Raw genomic sequence first — 24,542 nt, forward strand, 5'->3', positions numbered from 1 at the left:
CGGTGAGCACACCTTCCAAGGGTTCCGGCGGCGATGACCACTCACCGGAGCACAGACCCGACGACATTCCCCCGTCCGGGGTGGGCGACCCCGCCTCGGACACGGCCGCCGGGCAGCGCTTCGTGCTGCACAAACCGGGGGGCGGACCGGTCAGGACCGGTCGCAACCTCCCGGTGGCCATCGCCAGCGGGTGCGCCCTGGGCGCGCTCGTCTTCTTCTCGGTCTTCCCCTGGCCGCAGCTGTTCACGATCATCACCTCGCTCGGGGTGCTGATCGGCCTACGCGAGCTCAACCGGGCCTTCGGTGGCAAGGGCATGACCCTGGCCGTGGTCCCGTTGGCCGTGGGCGGCGTGGCCATGCAGGCCGGGGCCTACTTCGGCGGCGCGGACTGGTTGGTGGGTATCGCCGCCCTCACGGCGATCTCCTGCCTGGCCTGGCGGCTGAGAGGAGGAGCGGAGGGGTTCGTCGCCGACGCGTCGGCGAACCTGTTCGTTCTGGTGTACCTGCCGTTCCTGCTGGCCACGTGGATGCTGCTCATCGCGCATCCCGAGGACGGGCAGTACCGGCTCGTGGTGTTCATCCTGGTGACGATCTCCAGCGACATCGGCGGGTACTTCGCCGGGATCCTGCTTGGTCGGCACAAGATGGCCCCGGTGATCAGCCCGAACAAGACCTGGGAGGGGTTCGGCGGCTCCGTGGTGGGCTGTGCGGTGGCGGGCGCGCTGTGCGTGACCCTGCTGCTGGGCGGCCCCTGGTGGGTCGGCGTGGTCCTCGGCCTGGCCGTGGTGGCGGCAGCCACGGTCGGCGACCTCATCGAGTCGCTCTTCAAGCGCGACCTCGGTGTCAAGGACATGGGCCGGTTCATGCCGGGCCACGGCGGCCTGATGGACCGCATCGACTCGCTGCTCATCGCGGGTCCCGTGGTCTGGATCGTGCTGAGCCTGCTCCTGCCGTAGACGACGGGCCGGGCCCCCGGCCTCGTGGCACCCGGTGATGACTGGGCGCGACGAGACCGGGGGCCTTCGTCGTGCCCGGGGACGCCGGAGCGGGCCGGGGTGGATACGCTCGAAGGGTGGATGAACCTCTGATCGAACGCATGCGCCAGTACGGTGAGACGATCTTCGCCGAGATGACTCGCCTGGCCGTGGAGACCGAGTCCGTGAACCTCGGGCAGGGTTTCCCCGACACCGACGGGCCACGCTCCCTCCTGGAGGGGGCCTCCCGCAACATCATGGCGGGGGTGAACCAGTACCCGCCGGGGCCGGGCCGCCCGGAGCTGCGCCAGGCGGTGAGCCGCTACCGTTCCCGCCACTACGGCCTGGAGTTCGACCCGGACACCGAGGTGTACGTGACCGTCGGTGCGACCGCGGGGATCGCCGCCTCCATGCTGGCGCTGGTGGAGCCCGGGGACGAGGTGATCGTCTTCGAGCCGATGTACGACTCCTACGCGGCGACGATCTCACTCGCCGCGGGGGTGCGCCGCCCGGTGACGCTGCGCTGCGACCCGGAGAGCGGACGCTTCACGTTCGACCCGGCCGAGCTCCGAGCGGCGGTGACCCCGCGGACCCGGCTGATCATGGTCAACTCCCCGCACAACCCCACCGGGACGGTCTTCACGCCCGCCGAACTGGAGGTGATCGCCGGGGTGTGCCGCGAGCACGACCTGATCGCGGTCACCGACGAGGTGTACGAGTTCCTCACCTTCGACGACCGCGAGCACGTGCCGCTGGCCACGCTTCCGGGCATGCGCGAGCGGACCCTGTCGATTTCCTCGGTGGGCAAGACGTTCGCCGTCACCGCGTGGAAGACCGGCTGGGTCACGGGCCCGGAACCCCTGGTGCGCGCGGTGCGCACGGTCAACCAGTTCCTCACCTTCTCCGCCAACGGCGCGCTCCAGCTGGCCATCGCCGACGCCCTGGACAACGAGGGGGAGTGGATCGAGCGGCAGCGGATCGCGCTCCAAAGCAAGCGGGACCGACTCGCGGAGGGTCTGACCCGGGCCGGGTTCGACGTCAACGTCTGCGAGGGCACCTACTTCCTGATGACGGACATCCGTCCGCTCGGGTTCCTGGACGGCGTGGACGTCGCCCGGGCCCTACCCCGTCAGGCGGGGGTGGCGGCGGTCCCCGCCAAGGTGTTCTACGACCGCGAGGACGAGGGGCGGCACTTGCTGCGTTTCGCCTTCTGCAAGAAGGACGAGGTGCTGGACGAGGCGGTCCGCCGCCTGGCCTCCTGGCACGGGTGGGTGAACTGAGTCCGGTCGGTCGGGCCCGCGTGAGACCGGGCTGGCCGGGGGCAGGCGGTCGCGGCCCCCGGCCAGCCGCGCGCTGAGGCGTTCGTCGGCGTCGGGCAGGCCAGGGGCCCAGCACCCGGGCGAGTTCCCGGCAGGTCTCCACGAGTTCGCCCAGGTGGGGACGGCCCCGGACCGCTCGGCGCGGTCGAGGGCCTAGGGCTCGTGGTCGGCCCGCGTGCCGGTTGCCCGCGTCCGCCAGCGCGACGACGGCGCCCGAGGCCGCCTGCGGGTCGTGGGCGCACCGGCCGCAAGGACGGGTGGCGGCCGCAGGAGCCGTAGCCCGCCCGGTCGGCTCAGGGTGTGGGGGTTCTCCGTCTCGCGTCCTGGGAGTCCATGAGGTCGATGAGGCGTTCCTCGGCGTCGGGGCCCGGGCTGACCCGGGGCAGGCGCCACATGAGCGCGGCTCCGCCGAGCCACCAGGCCAGGACCATGCCCCACTCGTTGGGCCAGCTCAGCGCCGCGGGCATGCCGGGCAGGTAGAGCAGGAACAGGCCGAACGCCAGGACGAAGGCGGTGACGCCCACCGGGGTGCCCGCGCGGACCCTGAACGGGCGCTCCATCTCCGGTTCACGGCGACGCAGCACCAGGAAGCACACGACCACCATCAGGTAGGCGATCACGATGTTGAGGCCGCCCGCGTTGACCAGCCACACCAGCATCGGGCGGCCGAAGAGCGGGGCCAGGACCGAGAGCGCTCCGATGAACAGCACCGCGTTGGCGGGGGTGCGGAAACGCGGGTGGAGCTCACCGAACCAGGAGGGGAGCATCCTCGAACGCGCCATCGCGTAGATGAGGCGGCTGCCACCGATGAGGAAGGCGTTCCAGCTGGTGAGCAGACCGGCAACTCCGCCCAGGACCAGGAGGTTGCCCATGGCGGCGCTGTCCCACATGGCGGCCATGGAGTCTGCCGAGGCGAGCTCGGAGCCCAGGAGGTCCGAGGAGGGCAACCCGGCGCCGGCGGTCAGCATCACCATCACGTACCAGGCGGTGGCGCAGAAGACCGAGACCACCAGGAGTGACCCGACCAGACGGTAGGGCAGCCTGATCTCCGAGGCCGACTGCGGGATGACGTCGAAGCCCACGAACAGGAACGGGACCGCGACCAGCACCACGAACATCCCGGACACCCCGCCGGTGAAGAGGGGTTCCATGTTCGCGGTGGACCCGCCCACGAAGGCGCCGGTGAGCATGGCCGCGCCCGCCGCCAGCAGGAAGAGGACGGTGACGCCCTGGAACACGCTGGCGGGGCGGATCCCAACGTAGTTGAGCGCCGTCATGGCCACGGCGCTCAGGACGCCGATGGCCACCAGACTGGCGTGGACGTCGTACCCGGCGACCGTCCACAGGTGGCCGACCTCGATGTTCGGGAACAGGTAGACGAGGGTCTGCGGGACGGCGACCGCCTCGAAGGCGACCACCGAGACGTAGCCCAGCACCATGGCCCAGGAGGCGACGAAGGCGCCCTTGGGGCCGATGGCGCGCATGGCGTAGTGGTGTTCTCCGCCCGCGTGCGGCATGGCGGAGACCAGCTCGGCGTAGGTGAGGCCGACGAAGGCCATCACGACGCCGCCGATGACGAAGGCCAGGGCGGCGCCACCGCTGCCAGCCGCGTCGACGAAGTCGCCGGTGAGGACGATCCAGCCGAAGCCGATCATCGCTCCGAAGGCCAGGGCCAGGACGTCCGTCCTACCCAGGACCTTGACGAAACCCGGACTTGTGTTGGACATGGAGGGGGCTCCCAACGGGTCGTGCCTGTGTCGGGGGACACACGTGTGGGGGACAAGAGAACACGTGTGAGTCCTGAGGAGAAGTGCCGGGCTGGCCAGGTGCGCTGCCGGGGTTGTACAGAGTGGTTGGTGATGGGTTGACGGGATCTTTGGTGCCCGTGGGTGTGGGGGAGGCGTCGGGTTCCCAGTAGAACCGGAATCCGGGGCGCGCGAAAGCCCCGGGGCGTCGCCTGTGGACAACTCCCCGGGGCCGTGGTCGGGTCAGCGCTCGGGTTCGAACCAGACGGCGGCCAGCGGCGGCAGGGTGATCTCGGCGGAGAACGGCTGACCGTGCCACTCCTGTGCCTGCGCGTCGACGGACGCCGGCGCCTCGTGGCCGGAACCCCCGAAGCGCGGGTCGTCGGAGTTGAGCACCGACGTCCAGCGGCCCTCGGAGGGCAGGCCCACCCGCCAGTTCGGACGGGGCACCGGCGAGAAGTTCACCGCGCACGCGAGCACCGAGCCGTCCTCCCCGTGGCGCAGGTAGCTGAGCGTGTTGCCCTGGTGGTCACCACCGTCGAGCCAGCGGAACCCGGCCGGGTCGGTGTCCAGCGACCACAGCGCCGGACGCGGCCGGTAGGCGTTGTTGAGCGCCCTGACCAGCCTCTGGGCCCCCGCGTGGTGCTCGAACTGGAGCAGCCACCACGGCACGCCCTCCTCGTGCGACCACTCGTGCCCCTGGGCGATCTCGCCGCCCATGAACAGCAGCTGCTTGCCGGGGTGGGACCACATGAACGACAGCAGTGCCCGCAGCGTCGCGGCGCGCTGCCACTCGTCACCGGGCGGCTTGTTGAACAGCGCCTGCTTGCCGTGCACGACCTCGTCGTGGGACAACGGCAGCACGTAGTTCTCGCTGTACGCGTAGACCATCGAGAACGTGATGTCGTTGTGGTGGTACTCGCGGTGGATCGGCTCCTTCTTCACGTACTCCAGGGAGTCGTGCATCCAGCCCATGTTCCACTTCAGCCCGAACCCGAGACCGCCCATGTCCACCGGCTGGGTCACCCCCGTGTACGCGGTGGACTCCTCCGCGATCATCGCCACGTTCGGGTTGCGCCGGTAGACCGTGGTGTTGAGCTCCTTGAGGAAGTCGATCGCCTCCAGGTTCTCCCGGCCGCCGAAGGTGTTGGGCTCCCACTGTCCGGAGTCCCGCGAGTAGTCGAGGTAGATCATCGAGGCCACGGCGTCCACCCTGAGGCCGTCGACGTGGAACTCCTCCAGCCAGTACAGGGCGTTGGCGACGAGGAAGTTGCGCACCTCGGTGCGTCCGTAGTTGAAGATGAGCGTTCCCCAGTCGGGGTGCTCACCGCGCCGGGGGTCCGGGTGCTCGTACAGCGCCGTCCCGTCGAACCGGGCCAGCGCCCACTCGTCCTTGGGGAAGTGCGCGGGCACCCAGTCCAGGAACACCCCGACCCCGGCCCGGTGCAGGGAGTCCACCAGGTGCCGGAACTCGTCCGGGCTGCCGAATCGCGGCGTCGGCGCGTAGTACGACGTGACCTGGTAGCCCCATGAACCGTCGAAGGGGTGCCCCGCCACCGGCAGGAACTCCACGTGGGTGAAGCCGAGGTCGACGACGTACTCCACCAGCTGCTCCGCCAGCTCCCGGTAGCTCAAGCCGGGCCGCCAGGAACCGAGATGCACCTCGTAGACGCTCATCGGCGAGCGGTGCGGCTCCGCGCCCTTGCGCTCGGCCATCCACTGCTCGTCGGTCCACACGTGTTCGGAGGTGGTGACCACCGATGCCGTGGCCGGGGGCATCTGGGTGCGCCGCGCCATGGGGTCGGCCTTGTCCCGCCAGTGCCCGTCGGCCCCCAGGACCTGGAACTTGTACAGGTCACCGTCGCCCATGCCGGGCACGAACAGCTCCCACACTCCGTTGGCGCCCAGGCTGCGCATGGGGTGCGCGATCCCGCTCCAGTAGTTGAAGTCGCCGATCACCCGCACCCCGCGCGCGTCGGGCGCCCAGACGGCGAAGCGCGTGCCGCGGATCTCCCCCATGGGGCTCTCGACGGTGGTCGTGTGCGCTCCGAGCGCCCGCCACAGCTCCTCGTGCCGACCCTCACCGATCAGGTGCAGGTCCAGCTCGCCCAGGGTGGGTCCCACCCGGTGGGCGTCGGCCTCCACGAGCTCGGGCCCGCCCTCCTCGTAGCGCACGGCGACGCGGTAGTCGGCGGTGCGGGCGGGGAGCCGGGCGGAGAAGACACCCCGGTGGCGGTGGGTGAGCCCGACCCGGGAGCCGTCCGGCAGGACGGCGTCCACCTCGACCGCTCCGGGGCGCAGGACGCGCAGGTCGCGGCCGTGCAGGCCGAGAACCGAGTGCGGGTCGTGGTGCCAGCCGTCGACGACCCGGTCCAGCTCGGTGACCAGCTCGGCGGAGATCCCGGCGGGTGTCCGGGGCCGCTTGGCCGCGGGCTTCTTCGAGGTGGTAGCTGCCGCGGGCTTCGCGGTGGTCCCGGTGGCGGGCTTCCCCGCGGTGCCCTTCGCGGTGGTCTTCCTGGCTGCGGGCTTCTTCGCGGCGGTCTTCGCGGCGGTCTTCCCGGCCACGGCCCCGCTGGGGGCGGACTCCTTCTTCGCGGCCGGCGCCTTCGCCTTCGTGCCCTTGGACCCCGTACCCTTCGCCGCCGTGCTCCCGGCGGCGGCCATCTTCGGCGCCTCCTTTGGCTTCTCGTCGGCTGTCGCGGACTTCCTGGTCGTGCGCGGTGACAATTCGACTCCGTGGTGACTCGTGATGGTCGGATGGCGGGAGGCGGTGAAGCGATGGCTCGGACGAGGGACGACAGAGGGGGCGGCCGCCGTGCTCGACGGCGGCCGCCCCTGGGGATCAGCCGGGCACGCGTGGCGCCCCGGCGGCGGTGGCGATGGACTCCAGTGGGACCCGGAGCCAGTTGGGCCGGTTGCGGGCCTCGTACAACACCTCGTAGACCGCCTTGTCGAACTCGAAGGCCCGCAGCACGGTGAGGTGCTTGTCCGGATCGGCGCCGCCCCCCTCGGCGTAGCCCCGGCAGAACGCCTCCCGGTTGCGCCGCGCCCAGTCCCGCGCGGCCCACGCGAGGTCGGGGTCGTCGTCCTGTTCGACCAGCAGGTACCCGGCGGCGTAGTCGAAGGAGCGCAGCATCCCGGCCACGTCGCGCAACGGACTGGACAACCGTTGGCGTTCGCGCACCGGCACGGTCGGCTCGCCCTCGAAGTCCAGCAGCACCCACCCGGACTCGGGCCGGATGACCTGCCCCAGGTGGTAGTCGCCGTGGACGCGCTGGATCGGCAGCGGCTGGTCCAACCGGGCGAGGTCGGCGTAGGCCTCCATCACCCGGGGAGCGTGCTCGGCCAGCTCGGGGACCTCCGCGCTGGCCATGGCCAGGCGTTCCACCATGGCGTCTGCCAGTTCGCTCGCCGCGCTGGGCGACAGCACGTCGGTGGGCAGCGCCGTGGCGAGGGAACTGTGCACCACGGCGGTGGTGCGCCCCAGTCGTGCGGACTCCTCGCTGAAGTCGGCGTCCGCACCGTCGAGCAGTGTGCGGACGTTGGCCGTGGCCATCACCCATCCATCCTGGGCGTCCGGGACGAAGGTCTGGAGCAGGGCGAGCGTGGTCGGTGACGAGTGACCGGACAGGTCCGCCTCGATCCACCCGCACGGGCGCGCCACGTACGGCGAGCCCGACAGCGCCACGTTCAGCTCCAGGTCCGGGTTGCGTCCCGGCCAGAGTCTGCGGAAGGTCTTGAGGACGTAGTCCCGCCCGTACACCAGGGAGGTGTTGGACTGCTCACCGGTGAGCAGACGCCCCGGACCAAGGGCCTCAACGGTCGTGCCGGGCAGGGTACGGAAGCGCACCCGGCCGCGTCGGTCCCCGTCCCCGGCACCGGTGAACCGTTCCAGCAGCAGAGCCGTGAGCTGCGGGTCGTGCGCGGCGTCGTACACCACGCGGGGACGGCTGCCGGAGACCTGGCACACGCCGATGGCGGCGCGGGCCAGGTCGGGCGGCAGCGACCGGGGTGGGCGGGAGCCGAGCAGCACCTGGTAGCGGGAGCTGAGGCCGCGCTGCCCCGCCTGCACGACGAGGACGTTCAGATCAGGTCCGCCGGGACCGGCCGAGACCAGGGTGTACCTGCTCTCGATCCGGACCCGCTGGATCGGTATCCCCTTGCCGGAGAACCATCGTTGCCGGGGAAGCCAGACCGCCAGGAGTTCTTCTAGCTGCGACATCTCAGTAAGGACCGTGTCCCTTCCCGCCACCGTCCCCGGGCCGGGAGCCGGACACTGTGGTGGACGTGCGGTGGCCGGTGTCGAGGGCGTCCCGGGCGCTGACCCCGGCTGAGGGCAGGCCGTAGGTGGGGGCGCCCTCGCGGGTCTGGGAGCCCGGCTCGGCGGTGCGCTCGGCCGGGAGCTGGAACCAGTAGAAGCCGTGGCCGGGGAGCGTGAGCAGGTACGGCAGCTCACCGATCTCCGGGAAGCTCACCCCGCCCACGCACTCCACTGGCCTGACCCCCGCGTAGCGGGACAGGTCGAGCTCCACGGGCTGCGGGTGCCGTGACAGGTTGTTCACGCACAGCATGCGGTCGTCGCCGTGCTCCCTGATGAACGCCAGCACGCTGGGGTTGGTGGCGTTGAGCTCGGTGAACTCCCCGGTACCGAACACGGGGTGGCGCTTGCGGATCTGGATCATCCGCCGCGTCCAGTTCAGCAGCGATCCCGGGTTCTCGCGCTGGGACTCCACGTTGATCGCCTGGTAGCCGTAGACCGGGTCCATGATCAGCGGGAGGTACAGGCGGGCGGGGTCGCCCCGGGAGAAACCGGCGTTGCGGTCGGAGTTCCACTGCATGGGCGTGCGGACGGCGTCGCGGTCGCCCAACCAGATGTTGTCGCCCATCCCGATCTCGTCGCCGTAGTACAGGACCGGCGAGCCGGGCAGGGACAGCAGCAGCGCCGTGAACAGCTCGATCTGGTTGCGGTCGTTGTCCAACAGGGGCGCGAGCCGCCGACGGATCCCCACGTTCGCGCGCATGCGGGGTTCCTTGGCGTACTCGGAGTACATGTAGTCGCGCTCCTCGTCGGTGACCATCTCCAGGGTCAGCTCGTCGTGGTTGCGCAGGAAGATCGCCCACTGGCAGTTGCGGGGGATCTCCGGGGTCTGGGCGAGGATCTCCGAGATCGGGAACCGCTGCTCCTGCCGCACCGCCATGAACATGCGCGGCATCAGCGGGAAGTGGAAGTTCATGTGGCACTCGTCGCCGCCGGACTCGAAGTCGCCGAAGTAGTCGACGACCTCCGACGGCCACTGGTTGGCCTCGCTCAGCAGCACCCGGTCCGGGTACAGGCGGTCCACCTCGGCGCGCACCCGCTTGAGGAACTCGTGGGTCTCCTTGAGGTTCTCGCAGTTGGTGCCCTCGCGCTCGTACAGGTACGGCACGGCGTCCAGGCGGAACCCGTCGATGCCCAGGTCGAGCCAGTAGCGCAGGACCTCCAGGATCGCCTCCTGCACCGCCGGGTTCTCGAAGTTGAGGTCCGGCTGGTGGGAGAAGAAGCGGTGCCAGTAGTACTGGCCGCGCACCTCGTCGTAGGTCCAGTTGGAGGTCTCGGTGTCGACGAAGATGATCCGCGCCTCGTCGTAGAGGTCGTCGGTGTCCGACCACACGTAGAAGTCGCCGTAGGGGCCGTCCGGGTCCTCCCGGGAGGCCCTGAACCACGGGTGCTGGTCGCTGGTGTGGTTCATGACCAGGTCGGTGATGACCCTGATGCCACGGCGGTGCGCCTCGTCCAGGAGCTCCACGAAGTCGGCGGTGTTGCCGAACTCGGGGAGGATCTTGAAGTAGTCCGAGATGTCGTACCCGCCGTCGCGCAGCGGCGACTCGTACATCGGCAGCAGCCAGACGCAGTCGATGCCCAGCCACTGGAGGTAGTCCAGCTTCCGCACGAGCCCGGTGAGGTCACCGGTGCCGTCGCCGTTGGAGTCGAAGAACCCGCGAGCGAGTACCTCGTAGAAGACGGCGTGCTTGAACCAGTGGGGATCACTGGTGCCGCCGGTGGACATGAGCGGGCCGGTGGCGGCCCCGGTGGCCGGGGCGAGCGGACCGTGTTCGGCGTGCTCGTGGGCGACGGGTCCGGGCTCGTCGTTGCTCATCTACTGCTCCCCACCAAGAATGTTCGACGTCTGATCAACAGGCTTTTCGCACGATGGAGGGGGCGGCACCCGGTCGGGGTGGCCGCCCGCCTCGTCAGGGCCCGTCATCTGCCGTGGACGGTGAGCACGTGCGCGGGTCCGGTCGCGGGGTCGAGGCGGACGTAGTTGTCCGCCCGCCAGGTGTACGCGCGTCCGGTCAGCTCGTCGGTCACCCTGAGGTCCTCCTCCCACGTGCGGCCGATCGACGGCAGGTCCAGGTGCACCGTGGCCTCGCGGGCGTGGTGCGGGTCGAGGTTGACGACGGCGATCACGACGTCGTCGGGCTCACCGGGGGCGCCGGGCCGGTGCTTGGAGAAACACACCAGTTCGGGCCGGTCCACATGGTGGAAGCGCAGGTTGCGCAGCTCGCGCAGGGCGGGGTGGGTCCGGCGCAGCGCGTTCAGCCGGGTGATCAGCGGGGCGATGGTGTCCCCGGAGGCATCGGCGGCGGCCCAGTCCCGGGGCCGGTACTGGAACTTCTCCGAGTCCAGGTACTCCTCGCTGCCCGGGGCCGCGGGGGTGTTCTCGCACAGCTCGAAGCCCGAGTAGACGCCCCAGGTGGGGGAGAGCAGCGCGGCGAGCACCGCGCGGACCTCGAAGGCGGGGCGCCCGCCCTCCTGGAGGTAGGCGTTGAGGATGTCCGGGGTGTTGGTGAACAGGTTCGGGCGCAGGTAGTGCGCGGTCTCCCCGCTGAGCTCGGTGAGGTAGTCGGTGAGCTCGTCCTTGCCGTTGCGCCACGTGAAGTAGGTGTAGGACTGGTGGAAGCCCACCTTGGCCAGGGTGCGCATCATGGCGGGGCGGGTGAAGGCCTCGGCGAGGAAGAGCACGTCCGGGTCGCGCCTGGCGACGTCGGCGAGCAGCCGCTCCCAGAAGGCGACGGGCTTGGTGTGGGGGTTGTCGACGCGGAAGATCCGAACGCCGTGATCGATCCAGTGCCGGACCACACGCAGGCACTCCTTGTAGAGGCCCTCGAAGTCGTGATCGAAGCAGAGCGGGTAGATGTCCTGGTACTTCTTCGGCGGGTTCTCGGCGTAGGCGATGGACCCGTCCGCGCGTTTGCTGAACCACTCGGGGTGCTCGCTCACCCAGGGGTGGTCGGGCGAGCACTGCAGGGCCAGGTCAAGGGCGATCTCCAGGTCGTGCTCGCGGGCCTCGGCCACGAAGGCGTCGAAGTCGGCGAGGGTGCCGAGGTCGGGGTGGACGGCGTCGTGGCCGCCGTCAGCGGAGCCGATCGCCCACACCGAGCCGGGGTCGCCCGGTCCGGGCCGGAGGGTGTTGTTGCGGCCCTTGCGGTGGGCCTCGCCGACGGGGTGGATCGGCGGCAGGTAGACGACGTCGAACCCCATGCCGGCGATGGCGGGCAGGCGCTTGGCGGCGGTCGCGAAGGTGCCGGAGACCTCCCTGCCGGGCGCGGCGTCGACCTGTGCCCCCTCCGAACGGGGGAAGAACTCGTACCAGGAGCCGAAGAGGGCGCGTTCGCGGTGGACGGCCACCTTGGTACGCCTGGAACGGGTGACGAGTTCGCGCAGGGGGTCGCGCTCCATCTTCGCGAGGACCTCGCCGGTGACAGCGGCCCCGAAGCGCTCCAGCGGGGAACGGGAGGTGTCGCGCAGCACCTTGGCGGCGGCGGTCAGGGCGGGAGTTCGGGGGGTGCGCCGAGCGGCCCGTGCCAGGAGGCGCGCGCCCTCTTCCAGAACCAGTTCGGTGTCGGTGTCCAGGGGGAGCTTCACGCGGGCCACGTGCAGCCAGGTGGTGAACGGGTCGGTCCACGACTCGACCGAGAACGACCAGTTCCCCTCGCTGGGAAGGCTGATCTCGGCCTCGTACCGGTCGGTCCCGCGGTCCCGTTCCCGCATGGGGACCAGCGCCTCCCGGCGGCCCTTGGGGGAGTGGAGGACCACGCCCGCGGCGAGGGAGTCGTGGCCCTCACGGATGACGGTGGCGGACACGGTGAAACGTTCACCGGGAACGGCTTTCACGGGGCCGAGTCCGTTGTGTGGAGAGATGTCGAGGATGGGCAGTCGTCCGATCACTGGCTACACCGTAATTGTCGTGGTTCGGGCGTTATGGGATGGCACGGGCAAGGGTTCGTGCGTAAATAACCGGGAGTTCATCCATGGAAATACGGAGTTAACGAAAGCTCGGATCGGGAACTGTCCGGATTGCGGCTTCGGTGCCCTCCGCTGTCTATCGTCGGCCCTCTAGTGGGGTTTGGCAGAGTGGCGAGGCCGCAGTATTAATGTGATCCTCGCCACACTAGGCGGAGGCGCCAAGACCTGGTATTTGCCGCGTTTCACCTTGGCGAACCTCGCAATGCGGGCATAGGTCACCAAGCGATTCAGGCGCCTCTGTGGTTGTTTTCGTATTCCGCTTTATGAAAATTCGGAAAAATCAGGTCGCATGTTGGTGAGGAGGTTGGGATGGGTAGGGCTGTCAAATGCGCCAACGAGCGGGAGGGCTGGATTCCGGGCATCTTCGCGAGTCCGATCAGTCCCCTGGGAAACATTCGCCCCATATTCGGGCGTCCTGTCACTCGCGGATCCGGTACCGGTCGCCGAACCGCCCTCAGGTCAAGGAAAGGTCCGGGGGTTTACAGGCGATCCATCCTGACTCGCGAAGCGTGCACGATCTGCACGGCTTTGCCGTGGATTGAGGAAGGTTTTCGCTAACACGCCTGATTTGACGGACTTCCCTTTGCGTACCGGCTGCGAGTGTGGGCGTCGCAGTGTTCGTGTCGCGTGGCGCGCGGACAGCACACGGCCGTAGGGGGGCGACGTGACGGAGTCGAACCGGGGTGGTCCGTTCCTGGATCCGTTCCTGGAGGCGTTCCGGGGGTTCCTGAAGCACGACCAGCCGCAGGACCGGCGTGAGGCGCTGCTCAGGCTGTCCGGGCTCGGGGTCGTCGCCGGGCTGTTGTCGGCGGCCCTGGTCATGCCCTGGGTGGGAGGTGTCGGACTGGTCGCCCGTGACGCGGCGGCCGGGTTCATGTCCCTGCCCGGTGACCTGGACGTACCCAGCCTGTCCTCCCGTGTCCTGCTCACCGCCGACGACGGGACGCCCTTCGCCGAGGTCTCCGAACGCGAACGCCGCGTGGTGGGCCTCGACGACATCAGCCCGTGGGTGGGCACGGCCCTCATGGCCATCGAGGACGACCGTTTCTACGAACACAAGGGCCTGGACCTGCGCGGCGTGATCCGTGCCGCCGCGCGCACCGCCCAGGGCGACACGCAGGGCGGTTCGACCATCACTCAGCAGTACGTGAAGAACCTCCTCATCGAGACCGCGGACACGGAGGAGGACGTCGAGGGCGCCAGCGCGCAGAACCTGGGCCGCAAGCTCACCGAACTGCGCTACGCGATCGACGTCGAGGACCGCCTCACCAAGGACGAGATCCTGGAGGGGTACCTGAACCTGTCCTACTTCGGCGGAGGCGCGCACGGTGTCGAGATCGCCGCGCAGCGGTACTTCTCCATCCCCGCCGCCGACCTCGACGCCGGCCAGGCGGCCATGCTGGCCGGTCTGGTGCGCGCCCCCTCGTTCTACGACCCGCTGAACAACCCCGAGGGCGCGCTCGAACGCCGCAACGTCGTACTGGACCGCATGGTGGCCACCGACGTGCTCGACGCCAAGGAGGCCGAGGCCCACAAGGAGCGGGGGCTGGGCATCGACTCCACGCCGCGCGGAGGCAGTTGCGCGGAGAGCGACTACCCGTTCTTCTGCGACTACACCATGCGCTGGCTGCGGAACTCGGACCTGATCGGCGGCACCGCCGAGGAGCGCGAACAGCGCATCGTCCAGGGCGGGCTGACCGTGCGGACCACACTCGACGCGGCCGCGCAGGACGCCGCGGAGAAGGCCATCGAAAAGCGCGTCCCGCACGAGGACTCCACCAAGTTCGCGGCCCAGGCGATGATCGAACCCGGCTCCGGCCGGGTGCGCGCCCTGGCCCAGAACCTGAAGTACGGGTTCGACGACGAGGCGGTGGGCACGACCTCCCTCAACCTCGCCGTGGACCAGGCCGACGGCGGCTCCTCCGGTTACCAGGCCGGGTCCACCTTCAAGACGTACACGCTGGCCGCGGCGCTGGAGAAGGGCCTGGGCTACGGGACCAGCTTCTCCTCACCCAAGAGCATGTCCGTCAGCGGGATGTCCGGCTGCGACGGCACCAGGATGTCCGCGTGGAACGTGCGCAACGCCGGTGAGAGCGACGACGGCAGCCACAACATGATCAGCGCGACCAAGGGGTCGGTGAACACCTACTTCGCCCAGCTCCAGAAGCGCGTGGGCCTGTGCGAGACCTCGGAGATGGCGGAGAAGGCCGGAGTGCACCGCGCGGACGGCGCAGACCTCGGGGTGTGGAGCTCCTTCACCCTGGGCGACCAGGAGGTGTCCCCGCTGAACGTGGCCGCCTCCTACGCGACCTTCGCCGCACGCGGTGAGTACTGCGAGCCCCGCCCGGTGCGCTCGGTGACCGAGGAGGGCACCGGCGAGCAGCTCAAGACCACCTCCGAGTGCGAGCGGACGGTCAAGCAGGACGCCGCCGACGGGGTGAACCACCTGCTCCAGCAGACCTTCGACGGGGGCACCGCCAAGGGACTGGACATCGGTCGGCCGGCCGCGGGCAAGACCGGTACCACGGACGGGGCCGCCTACGCCTGGTTCGCCGGGTACACCCCGAACCTCGCCTCCGCCGTGGTCGTGGGCGACGTGCGCGGCGGCGAGCAGAACCCGCTCCAGAGCGTGACGATCGGCGGCCGCTACTACGGGATCGTCTACGGCGGCACCCTGCCCGGTCCGATCTGGCAGGAGAGCATGCGCGGCGCCACCGATCACCTGCCCTCGGACAGTTTCGCGGGGTCGCCCGGAGGCTTCGGCGACCCGAAGACCGAACCGGCGGAGCAGAGGGGCGACGACGGCGACGACGACGGGGGCGGCGACGACGGCGACGAGGAGGCCTAGGGCGTTCGGGGGGCCGCGCCCCGGTCCGGTGGTCGTGCGGGAACGGCGATCACGCGACCGGGGCGCGGACCCGTGTGGCGGGCCTCGCCGTCATCGTGTTCTCACAATCCGTGGTTGGGGATCTTGACAGGTCTAGACCAGCCTTGCTTAGGTGACGTCACCCCCTGCGGCGCGCGGTCGGACGCAGCGCCGCACCCTAGGAGTGTGATCACGTGATCCGACGTCTCCTGAGTCAGCTCGCCGCGCTGGGCGCGATCGCGGCTGTGCTCGTTACCCTCCCCGCCACGGTCGCGCAGGCCGCCACCTGCGCGACCGCCTGGAGCTCCTCCGCCGTCTACACCGGCGGCGGCCAGGTCTCCTTCGAAGGCCGCAACTACACCGCCAAGTGGTGGACGCAGAACGAACGTCCCGGCACCTCGGACGTCTGGTCCGACCAGGGCGCGTGCGGCACCGACGGAGGCGGGGAGCAGCCGGGCCCCAGTGACTTCGTGGTCAGCGAGGCCCAGTTCAACCAGATGTTCCCGAACCGGAACTCCTTCTACACCTACGCCGGCCTCACCGCCGCCCTGAGCTCGTACCCGGGCTTCACCAACACGGGCAGTGTCGAGGTGCAGCGACGGGAGGCGGCCGCGTTCCTCGCCAACGTCAGCCACGAGACCGGCGGACTGGTGCACATCAAGGAGACCAACGAGGCGAACTACCCGCACTACTGCGACTGGGGCCAGCCCTTCGGCTGCCCGGCCGGACAGTCCGCCTACTACGGCAAGGGCCCGATCCAGCTGAGCTGGAACTACAACTACAAGGCCGCCGGTGACGCCCTCGGCATCGACCTGCTGAACAACCCCTACCTGGTCGAGTAGGACGCCGCGATCGCCTGGCGGACCGGACTCTGGTTCTGGAACACCCAGCCCGGCGCCGGAACGATGTCGGGGCACACCGCCATCGTCGGCGGTCACGGCTTCGGTGAGTCGATCCGCTCCATCAACGGCTCGATCGAGTGCAACGGCGGCAACCCGGGACAGGTGCAGAGCCGCATCAACACGTTCACGCACTTCACCCAGATCCTCGGCACCACGACGGGGTCGAACCTGAGCTGCTGACCCCCGGGTGCGTCCAGGCACCCGTGACGGCACCCCGAGCGGGGGTGCGACCGGCGACCACCGTCGGGCGCGCCCCCGCTCCGGCGTTCCCGAGACCGGTCCGAGCCCCTCCGAGACCCCTCCGGGGCCGGTGCGTTCGCGTCCCACAGGTGGGAAGGTTTTCACCACTCGTCACGTTTGCACCATAATGGAGGCAATCCGACAGGGGAGCGCGTGAGCGCTGAGAGTGCGGCACCAGGCCGCAGACCCTTACACACCTGATCTGGGTCATGCCAGCGAAGGAAGTCATAGGAAACCGCCATCGCGGCGTGCGCGTGCGCGCGCCCGGCTGGCGCTCTTGGCCACATGGGCCCTCGTCACCCCGACGAAGGGACATCAACCACCATGAGTACCGAAAGCGACCGTGAGACCGGTCCCGGAACCGCCGCCCGGCCCACGGGCACCGTCCAGGAGGTCCTGGCGAAGTTCCGGAGCTGGCGCACCGTCGACATCGTCGTGGCCGCCGTGATCGGCGTCGCGGTCGGCGTCGTCTTCTGGCTGTGGAACATCGTCTGGTCGGTCACCACACCGCTGTTCGTCGCCTTCCCGCCCGGGCAGGCCGTCGTCTACGGCATGTGGCTGATCTCCGGTGTGCTCGGCGGCCTCATCATCCGCAAGCCCGGCGCGGCCCTGCTCACCTCGATCGCGGCCGCCTCCGTCTCGGCCGTGCTGGGCACCCAGTGGGGGATCATGGTCGTCCTCGACGGCGCCCTCCAGGGGCTGCTGCCCGAACTGGTCTTCCTCGCCTTCGCCTACCGGCGCTGGAACATGGGCGTGGCCGTGCTCGCCGCCGCCGTCGCCGGGCTCTCCCCGGCCATCCGGGACAACATCGCCTACAACGTCACCTGGCCGATCGAGTACCAGCTCACCTACGGGGTGATCGTGGTCCTCAGCGCGGCGGTCATCGCGGGTGTGGGCGCCCGACTGCTCACCACGGCGCTGGCCCGGGCCGGTGCGCTGGCCCCCTTCCCCTCGGCCAGGGGCTGACCCGTGACCCGACCCGACACAGGCGGTGCGCGCGTCGAACTCTCCGGCTGGGGATGGAAGCACGCGGGCCGCGACGACCACGCCCTGCGCGGGGTGGACCTGACCGTCGAACCGGGGGAGCGGCTCCTGCTGCTCGGCGCCTCGGGCGCGGGCAAGTCCACCCTGCTGCACTCCCTGGCCGGGCTCACCGGTGAGGACGGCGCCATCAGCGGCGAGCAGGAGGGGTCGTTGCTGGTGGACGGTGTCCCCGCCGACCGTGGCCGGGGCGGCGTGGGGCTGGTGAGCCAGGACCCCGAGACCCAGCTCGTGATGGCCCGCGCCGGGGACGACGTCGCCTTCGGGCTGGAGAACCTGGGGGTGGACCCCGGGCTCATCTGGCCGAGGGTCGAGCGCTCCCTGGCGGAGGTCGGCTTCCCCTACGGCCTCCGGCACTCCACGGGCGCGCTCTCCGGCGGCGAGAAGCAGCGCCTGGTGATCGCCGGAGCGCTGGCCATGCGGCCGCGCCTGCTGCTCCTGGACGAACCCACCGCCAACCTCGACCCGGCCGGTGCCTCGCTGGTCCGCGACCTGCTCTCCCGCCTGCTCGGCGAGACCCGGGCCACCCTCGTGCTGGTCGAACACCGGGTGGCCGACGTCGTGGACCTCGTGGACCGGGTGGTGGTGGTCGCACCCGGCGGGGGAGTGATCGCGGACGGCACCCCGGCACGGGTGTTCGCCGAACACGGTCGTTCCCTGGCCGAGCAGGGCGTGTGGATCCCCGGCAACGAGCCCGCCCCCGAACTCACGCCCGGACCTGGCGGCGGACCGCTGGTGGAGACCGTGGACGTTACCGCCCGCACCCCCTTCCAGGTGGGCGTGCGCGCCGCGCCCCGGCGCACGGTGCTCGACAATGTGAACGTCACCGTGCGCGCGGGGACCGCGACCGCGCTGACCGGGCCCAACGGGGCTGGCAAGTCCACGCTCCTGACCATGCTGGCCGGGCTGTCCCGCCCACACCGGGGACAGGTGCTGCCGCGCGGTCCGCTGGCCGAGTCGGACCGGCGTCCGCTGGTTCGCTGGCCTGCACGCCGTCTGGCCCGCCACGTGGGCACGGTGTTCCAGCACGCCGAGGACCAGTTCGTCACCGCCACGGTCCGCGACGAACTCCGCTTCGCGCCGCTGCGGGCCGGGATGGGAGAGGCCGAGACCGACGCCTGGGTGGGCGAACTGATGGAGCGGCTGCGGCTCACCAGGTTGGCCGAGGTGCACCCCTACACGCTCTCCGGCGGCGAGAAGCGGCGCCTCTCGGTGGCGACCGCGCTCAGCTCCGGTCCCTCACACGCCCCGGACCTGCTGGTGCTGGACGAACCCACCTTCGGCCAGGACACCCGGACCTGGACGGAGCTGGTGGAGCTGCTCGGCGTCCTGCGCGCCGACGGGCGGGCCGTGGTCATGGCCACCCACGACGAGCTCCTCCTGCGCCGTCTGACGGACGTGGAGGTGCGGGTGGCCGACGGGCGCGCGGCGCCCGTCGAGACGGCTGCCACGGCACGAGAGGGGGACGTGTGAGTTCCCAGGTCTCGCATCGCTCCATGGGAGGGGACACCCTCACCCTGGACGTGCCCGAGGGCGGCGGCGCGCGCTACTGGCTCACCAGCCTGAACCCGGCCGCCAAGCTCCTGGCCGCACTGGCGATCGGGATCGGACTGATCCCGGCGGTGGACGCCGTCACCGGCGGAGTCGTGCTGCTCGCGGTGCTGCTCACGGTGCCGTTCAGCGGAGTGGACCGGCGCACACTGCTGATCCTGGGCGGACCGTTCCTGCTCATGGGGCTCAGCAGCGGCGCGGTCAACTACCTGTACGGCGAGCACGGCCTGGAGGGAGCCGTGGGCGCTGCGGTGCGCCTGCTGGCCATCGCCCTGCCTGGCCTGCTCGCCGCGATCAGCAGCGACCCCACGGAGATGTCCGACGGCCTCGTGCAGCGCCTCCGGGTGCCGGAACGCCCCGCCATGGGTGTGCTCGCGGCGCTGCGGCTCATCCCGCTGCTCGCCGACCAGTGGCGGACCATCACACTGGCCCGCCGGGCACGGGGCCTGGAAGCCGGGCGCAACCCGCTGCGGGTCGTCTCGTTGTTCTTCGGGCGGCTCTTCGCGCTACTGGTGCGATCCATCCGGACCGGGACGCTGCTGGCCACCGCGATGGACGCGCGCGCCTTCGGCACGGGATCCCGCACGCACGCGCGGTACAGCCACTGGCGGGCGGCCGACACCCTCCTCCTGGTGGGCACCGCCCTGCTGCTGGTCGCCGCCTACACCCTGTCGGCCCGCCTGGGGACCCTGGTGCTGCTCTTCCGCTGAACCGGGTGGTTAGGTAAGCAGCGGACACTGACGTCGAAGCGAAGCAGGTGGAGAACGTGAGCGAGTTCGTGCGCGTCGAGGCCGACCCGGAGAACCCCGGAGTGGCCGTCATCCGGATCGACCGTCCCAAGGCGCTGAACGCGCTGAACGGCACGGTCACCCGGGAGATCGCGGAGGCGGCCGCCGCCGTGTCCGCCGACCCCTCCGTGCGCGCGGTGGTGCTCTACGGCGGTGAGCGGGCGTTCGTGGCCGGGGCCGACATCAAGGAGATGGCCGACCTCACCCACGCCCGCATGCTGGAGTACTCGCGGGCCCTCCAGAACGCCCTGACGGCGGTGGCCCGCATCCCCAAGCCCGTGGTCGCGGCGATCAGCGGCTACGCGCTGGGCGGCGGCTGTGAGCTGGCGCTGTGCGCCGACTTCCGGGTCGCGGGCACCAAGGCCAGGCTCGGCCAGCCCGAGATCCAGCTGGGCGTCATCCCGGGCGCGGGCGGCACCCAGCGCCTGCCGCGCCTGATCGGCCCGTCCCGGGCGAAGGACCTGGTGTTCAGCGGCCGCCACGTGCGAGCCGACGAGGCCAGGGAGATCGGTCTCGTGGACGAGGTCGTTCCCGACGAGGAGGTCTACTCGGCCGCCGTGGCCCTGGTTGCCAAATACGTGGACGGGCCCGCCGTGGCCCTGGCCGCCGCCAAGGAGTCGATCGACCGGGGACTGGAGACCGACCTGGACACCGGCCTGGAGATCGAGCGCCTGCACTTCTCCGGCCTGTTCTCCACCGAGGACCAGAAGGCCGGGATGAAGAGCTTCGTCGAGCAGGGGCCGGGCAAGGCCACCTTCGTCGGCCGCTGAACCCCCGGTCGTGACCGGGCCCCGGCCGCCGTGGCGGTCGCTGGGGCGTTCGCGTGGTCCGAGGCGGGTAGTGTCGGGACGTCCACCTCGGTGTCCCGCCTCGGACCTGTGCGAGGTTCTGTAGGACTCCGCCGCCGCTCCGACTCCTTGTTCGCGTCGAGTGGCGACACGGGACCCAGGGAAGACGTCCGGAACCGGCCAGCCGGGACGGGGGACGGGGAACCGCTCGCGTGGTTTTTCCGTCATACTCGTCAATGGTCGTCCGAGGACGGACGGTTCGCTCGGAGTCCCCGGTGGCGCGTGTGGCGCCCACACCCTCCGGCGGGACCGATGAGACCGCAGGCCCCTCGGAGGGGCCACACAAGCCAATGTTGACCCATCCCCCCGGCCGATAAGCTGGACGTGGTGGTATGTGGTCTTTTGAGGGGATGAGTTCTCGATGGCAATGTCGGCAGGTTTCCCCACGGGTGAAGAGCTGCCGGAGCGCATCGGCCACTACGTCATCCGCCGCCGCATCGGCGCTGGCGGAATGGGTGTGGTGTACCAGGCCGAGGATCCCCGGACCGACCAGTTCGTCGCGGTGAAGGTCCTCAAGCCCGAGGTCGCCGGTGACCACATCGCACGCGCCCGGCTCGCCCGCGAGGTCGAGACGATGCGCCGCGTGCAGAGCCCCAACGTGGCCGAGGTCATCGACGCGGACACGCAGGCCGAGCTGCCCTGGGTGGTCACCGAGTACATCCCCGGGCCCACCCTGGACGCCACCGTCACCGACCACGGCCCCTTGCGCGGCCGCGCTCTGACCCGTTTCATCACCGGCATGGCCCGGGCGATCAAGGACATCCACGCGGTGGACGTGATCCACCGTGACCTCAAGCCCGGCAACGTGATCATCTCCAACGGCGAGCCGATCGTCATCGACTTCGGCATCGCGCACGCCGTGGACGGCGCCAAGCTGACCCAGACCGGCACGTTCGTCGGTACGCCCAGCTACCTGTCACCCGAGGTCATCGAGGGTACGGACCTGGGGCCCGCCACCGACGTGCACGCCTGGGGCGGCACCGTCGCCTTCGCCTCGACCGGCCGCCCGCCCTACGGTGCCGGTTCGTTCGAGGTCATCTTCTTCCGCATCCTCAACGGCGAGATCGACATGGACGGGATGCACGAGGCGCTGCGCCCGCTCGTCAACCGCGCGGTCTCGCGCGACATGTCGGCCCGCCCCACCGCCGCCGAGCTGATGGTCGAGACGGGTCGCCTCAACCTCGACCTGCCCTGGACCGAGCCGGGCGGAGGCATGCCGCCCACCGGGCAGACCGGCAGCCACACCATGCACGCCCCCACCCCGACGCAGAACCCGGCCGCCTCGGGCGGCCACGGAGGCGGTTCGGGCTTCGGCGGTGCGGCCGCGGCCGGTGCCGCGGGAGCGGCGCTCGGCGGCGCCGCCGGATACCTCGCGGGCCGGGCCACCGACGGCTGGGGCCCCGCGCACACCCGGGGTGCGAACCCCGCCAACACCGCGGGCGCCTGGGCCAACCCCTCCGCGCCGCAGACCAGCCACGCGCGGTCCGGCGGGTGGAACGACGACGCCACGGACGACCTCAGCGGCGGTCGGCCCGCGAACACGGGTTCGGGCTGGAACACCGACGACGAGGCCACCAACGACCTCAACGCCGCGCGCTCCACGGGCTGGGGCTCGGACGCGGAGGCCACGGACGACCTCGGCGGCCGGCGTGCGGCCGCCACGGGCTGGGGCCAGCCGGACGAGGCCACCGACGACCTGTCCAACCTGCCCGGCACCGATCGGATCACCCCGGGGTCCTCGCACGACCTCGACGACCCGCAGGGCACGGAGCGCATGCAGCCCGGTCAGGGCGACATGCACGGCACCCAGCGCTTCGAGCCGGGCGAGCTGGCACGCAGGGACGACGCGCACGGCACCCAGCGCTTCGAGCCCGGAGAACTGGCGCGCAGGGACGACCCCGCCGGGACCATGATGATGGGCCAGGCGGAGATCGCCCGTCAGCAGGCCCAGCCGGACGCGGCTCCCCAGACCCAGTTCTTCAACTCCCCGCTGGACCCCAACGCCTTCCAGGACATCCTGACGCCGGTCGGCCAGCAGGGCCGGGCCAACAGCACCCAGGAGTTCGACGAGGAGGAGTTCGAGGAGCGCGGTGGCCTGCTCGGACGGTTCCGGCGCGGTCGCGGTGACAAGTTCGGCGACTACTTCCGGGGCGACGGCCACGGGGACGAGTACGACGAGCACGAGGACGACGAGTACTACGACGAGTACTGGCGGATGCACCCGCTGGTGCTCGTCCCGATCATGGTCTCGCTGGCAGGTGTGGCCCTGTGGTTCCCGTGGGTCGGCATCATCCTGGGCATCGTGGTGATCGCCGGTCTGGGCGCGTTGGACGTGGTCAAGTCCGAGCACGCGCGGCGACTCCAGACGCGCGGGCCGCGCAACTCCGACAGCATGGTGGTGGCGCTCAGCTTCCCGTGGGCGTTCGGCCGCATGGCGTTGCGCACGGTCGGGTTCGGCCTGATCTACCTGCTGGGCGGCATCCTCGTCGGGATGGTCTACGCGAGGATCATGGACGCACCGGGGGAGGGCGCCAACTACACCGGTGCCTTCGCGGTGTTCGTGATGATCCTGCTGAGCTACCTGATGCCCAGCGGGCGTGAGGCTCGTCACCAGGCGGTCTGGCTGGTGGAGCGGGCGAGGTTCAGCAACCTCTACGTGTACGTGGGAGTGGTGGTGGCCATCCTGCTGCTCACCATGCTGATCCTGTCCATCGGGCTGACCTCGGCGCCGATCTGGACCACGGGCCCGCTCAGCGGCCCCTCCGACTGGTTCGGCTAGACGAAGAGCCACCGAGGACGCTCCTTCTCCCGCCGGGAGGGGGAGCGTCCGTCGTTCGGCGGCGGTGTGCCCGCCAACGGCGTGGAACCGGTCACTAAGGTGGGTGTGGGGACTCCGCGTCCCGACCGGTCGGCACTGGTGAACGCCGTCAGGTGGGCCCGGCGACGGTTGCCGGACGGGTTCTGGTTAGGGTTTCCTAAGTCGAACGTGGGGGCGCGGGTTGGCCTTCAAGCTACTAGCGAGTAACATCACTGGTATGAGCACACGGGCGGGTCGGATGTAGACGTGTACACCGGACCCGCCGTCGGATGACCGAACGGCATTCGGCATTGTTGGCAGTAACGGGGCGCGCCAGCGCCCACCCGCCTGACGGCGGATATGGGAGTGCAGGGAGGTCGGCCACCGGCCATGAATATTGTCGTTTTGGTCAAGCAGGTCCCGGACACGGCGACCGAACGGAAGCTCAACGCCGATGACAGGACGCTGGACCGCGCAGCGTCCGACGGCGTCATCAACGAGCTCTGCGAGTACGCCATCGAAGAGGCGCTCCTCCTCAAGGAGAAGCACGGTGGCGAGGTCACCATCCTGACGATGGGCCCGGACCAGGCCACGGACTCGATCCGCAAGGCCCTGTCCATGGGTGCCGACAAGGCCGTCTTCGTCAACGACGACGCGCTGCACGGCTCCGACTCGATCCAGACCGCCTACGCGCTCGCGCAGGCTCTGGGCACCCTTGAGTTCGACCTGGTCGTCCTCGGCTCGGAGTCCACCGACGCCCGCACCGGTGTCGTCGGTGCCGCGCTCGCCGAGTACCTCGGCCTGCCCCAGCTCACGCTGGCCGGCAAGGTCGACATCGACGGCGGCGCCATCAGGATCCAGCGTCAGACCGACTACGGCTACGACGTCGTCGAGGCTCAGCTTCCGGCGGTCGTCTCCGTCGTGGAGAAGATCAACGAGCCGCGCTACCCGTCCTTCAAGCTGATCATGCAGGCGAAGAAGAAGCCGGTCGACAAGAAGTCCGCGGCCGACGCGGGCATCGACACCGGCAGGGTCGGTCTGGCCAACGCCACCACCGAGACCGTCGACTTCGCCGCCGCGCCGCCGCGCGCCGCGGGCACGATCGTCAAGGACGAGGGCGACGGCGGCACCAAGGCCGCCGACTTCCTCGCCGAGAAGAAGTTCGTGTAGGTCAGGCGAGAGAC

At 70.3% G+C, this 24,542-nt stretch carries 14 protein-coding genes, 1 pseudogene and 1 riboswitch; of the genes and pseudogenes, 10 read left to right on the forward strand and 5 right to left on the reverse strand.

Annotation, left to right across the window (positions count from 1 at the left end):
• Positions 1 to 2 precede the first annotated feature (2 nt).
• Positions 3 to 956 carry a phosphatidate cytidylyltransferase gene (locus tag ADX84_RS09425; RefSeq protein WP_049570731.1) on the forward strand — a complete coding sequence of 318 codons (954 nt, stop codon included), beginning with the start codon at positions 3 to 5 and terminating at the stop codon, positions 954 to 956.
• Between the two features lie 116 nt (positions 957 to 1,072).
• Positions 1,073 to 2,254 (forward strand): pyridoxal phosphate-dependent aminotransferase, encoded by a 1,182-nt coding sequence (locus tag ADX84_RS09430; RefSeq protein ID WP_049570734.1) that lies wholly within the window; start codon positions 1,073 to 1,075, stop codon positions 2,252 to 2,254.
• Positions 2,255 to 2,586: 332 nt separating this feature from the next.
• Here the strand turns inward: ADX84_RS09430 and ADX84_RS09435 are convergent, their stop codons facing one another.
• From ADX84_RS09435 to ADX84_RS09455, 5 genes are all read right to left on the reverse strand, one after another.
• Positions 2,587 to 4,020 (reverse strand): APC family permease, encoded by a 1,434-nt coding sequence (locus ADX84_RS09435; RefSeq protein WP_049570739.1) that lies wholly within the window; start codon positions 4,018 to 4,020, stop codon positions 2,587 to 2,589.
• A gap of 261 nt (positions 4,021 to 4,281) precedes the next feature.
• Positions 4,282 to 6,702 carry a 1,4-alpha-glucan branching protein GlgB gene (gene glgB, locus ADX84_RS09440; protein ID WP_234003893.1) on the reverse strand — a complete coding sequence of 807 codons (2,421 nt, stop codon included), beginning with the start codon at positions 6,700 to 6,702 and terminating at the stop codon, positions 4,282 to 4,284.
• 178 nt (positions 6,703 to 6,880) lie between these two features.
• Complete coding sequence (locus ADX84_RS09445; RefSeq protein WP_049570742.1) at positions 6,881 to 8,260, reverse strand: phosphotransferase; 1,380 nt, start codon at positions 8,258 to 8,260, stop codon at positions 6,881 to 6,883.
• A 1-nt stretch (position 8,261) separates the two neighbouring features.
• Positions 8,262 to 10,175, reverse strand: coding sequence for a maltose alpha-D-glucosyltransferase (gene treS / locus ADX84_RS09450; protein ID WP_049570745.1), 1,914 nt, complete (start codon positions 10,173 to 10,175; stop codon positions 8,262 to 8,264).
• 104 nt (positions 10,176 to 10,279) lie between these two features.
• Entirely contained in the window at positions 10,280 to 12,247 is a 1,968-nt protein-coding gene (locus ADX84_RS09455) for an alpha-1,4-glucan--maltose-1-phosphate maltosyltransferase (RefSeq protein WP_049570748.1), read from the reverse strand.
• Between the two features lie 742 nt (positions 12,248 to 12,989).
• Here ADX84_RS09455 and ADX84_RS09460 point away from each other — a divergent pair.
• From ADX84_RS09460 to ADX84_RS09495, 8 genes and pseudogenes are all read left to right on the forward strand, one after another.
• Positions 12,990 to 15,173: a transglycosylase domain-containing protein gene (locus tag ADX84_RS09460; protein ID WP_049570751.1), complete on the forward strand. Its 2,184-nt coding sequence runs from the start codon at positions 12,990 to 12,992 to the stop codon at positions 15,171 to 15,173.
• A 263-nt stretch (positions 15,174 to 15,436) separates the two neighbouring features.
• A pseudogene (locus ADX84_RS09465) lies at positions 15,437 to 16,273 on the forward strand (glycoside hydrolase family 19 protein).
• A 193-nt stretch (positions 16,274 to 16,466) separates the two neighbouring features.
• Positions 16,467 to 16,574, forward strand: a riboswitch (TPP riboswitch).
• Positions 16,575 to 16,657: 83 nt separating this feature from the next.
• Positions 16,658 to 17,299, forward strand: coding sequence for an ECF transporter S component (locus tag ADX84_RS09470; RefSeq protein WP_049570754.1), 642 nt, complete (start codon positions 16,658 to 16,660; stop codon positions 17,297 to 17,299).
• Positions 17,300 to 17,302: 3 nt separating this feature from the next.
• Positions 17,303 to 18,847 carry an ABC transporter ATP-binding protein gene (locus ADX84_RS09475; RefSeq protein ID WP_049570757.1) on the forward strand — a complete coding sequence of 515 codons (1,545 nt, stop codon included), beginning with the start codon at positions 17,303 to 17,305 and terminating at the stop codon, positions 18,845 to 18,847.
• A 23-nt stretch (positions 18,848 to 18,870) separates the two neighbouring features.
• On the forward strand, positions 18,871 to 19,635 hold the full coding sequence (locus ADX84_RS09480) for an energy-coupling factor transporter transmembrane protein EcfT (protein ID WP_049570794.1): 765 nt from the start codon (positions 18,871 to 18,873) through the stop codon (positions 19,633 to 19,635).
• 47 nt (positions 19,636 to 19,682) lie between these two features.
• Positions 19,683 to 20,483, forward strand: coding sequence for an enoyl-CoA hydratase-related protein (locus ADX84_RS09485; protein WP_199776535.1), 801 nt, complete (start codon positions 19,683 to 19,685; stop codon positions 20,481 to 20,483).
• 439 nt (positions 20,484 to 20,922) lie between these two features.
• Positions 20,923 to 23,340: a protein kinase gene (locus ADX84_RS09490; protein WP_234003894.1), complete on the forward strand. Its 2,418-nt coding sequence runs from the start codon at positions 20,923 to 20,925 to the stop codon at positions 23,338 to 23,340.
• A gap of 408 nt (positions 23,341 to 23,748) precedes the next feature.
• A complete protein-coding gene (locus tag ADX84_RS09495) occupies positions 23,749 to 24,528 on the forward strand; it encodes an electron transfer flavoprotein subunit beta/FixA family protein (RefSeq protein WP_049570765.1) in 780 nt (259 codons plus the stop codon).
• The last annotated feature ends 14 nt before the right edge of the window (positions 24,529 to 24,542 follow it).

Origin of the sequence: Nocardiopsis sp. SBT366 (assembly GCF_001083815.1) — a bacterium.
GTDB lineage: Bacteria > Actinomycetota > Actinomycetes > Streptosporangiales > Streptosporangiaceae > Nocardiopsis > Nocardiopsis prasina.

What these genes read in the sequence shown, in the direction of transcription:
- ADX84_RS09495 (WP_049570765.1), top strand. Translation starts at nt 23,749, where the DNA reads ATGAATATTGTCGTTTTGGTCAAGCAGGTCCCGGACACGGCGACCGAA.
- treS (WP_049570745.1), bottom strand. Translation starts at nt 10,175, where the DNA reads ATGAGCAACGACGAGCCCGGACCCGTCGCCCACGAGCACGCCGAACAC.
- ADX84_RS09490 (WP_234003894.1), top strand. Translation starts at nt 20,923, where the DNA reads ATGGCAATGTCGGCAGGTTTCCCCACGGGTGAAGAGCTGCCGGAGCGC.
- ADX84_RS09445 (WP_049570742.1), bottom strand. Translation starts at nt 8,260, where the DNA reads ATGTCGCAGCTAGAAGAACTCCTGGCGGTCTGGCTTCCCCGGCAACGA.
- ADX84_RS09480 (WP_049570794.1), top strand. Translation starts at nt 18,871, where the DNA reads ATGGGAGGGGACACCCTCACCCTGGACGTGCCCGAGGGCGGCGGCGCG.
- ADX84_RS09470 (WP_049570754.1), top strand. Translation starts at nt 16,658, where the DNA reads ATGAGTACCGAAAGCGACCGTGAGACCGGTCCCGGAACCGCCGCCCGG.
- ADX84_RS09435 (WP_049570739.1), bottom strand. Translation starts at nt 4,020, where the DNA reads ATGTCCAACACAAGTCCGGGTTTCGTCAAGGTCCTGGGTAGGACGGAC.
- glgB (WP_234003893.1), bottom strand. Translation starts at nt 6,702, where the DNA reads ATGGCCGCCGCCGGGAGCACGGCGGCGAAGGGTACGGGGTCCAAGGGC.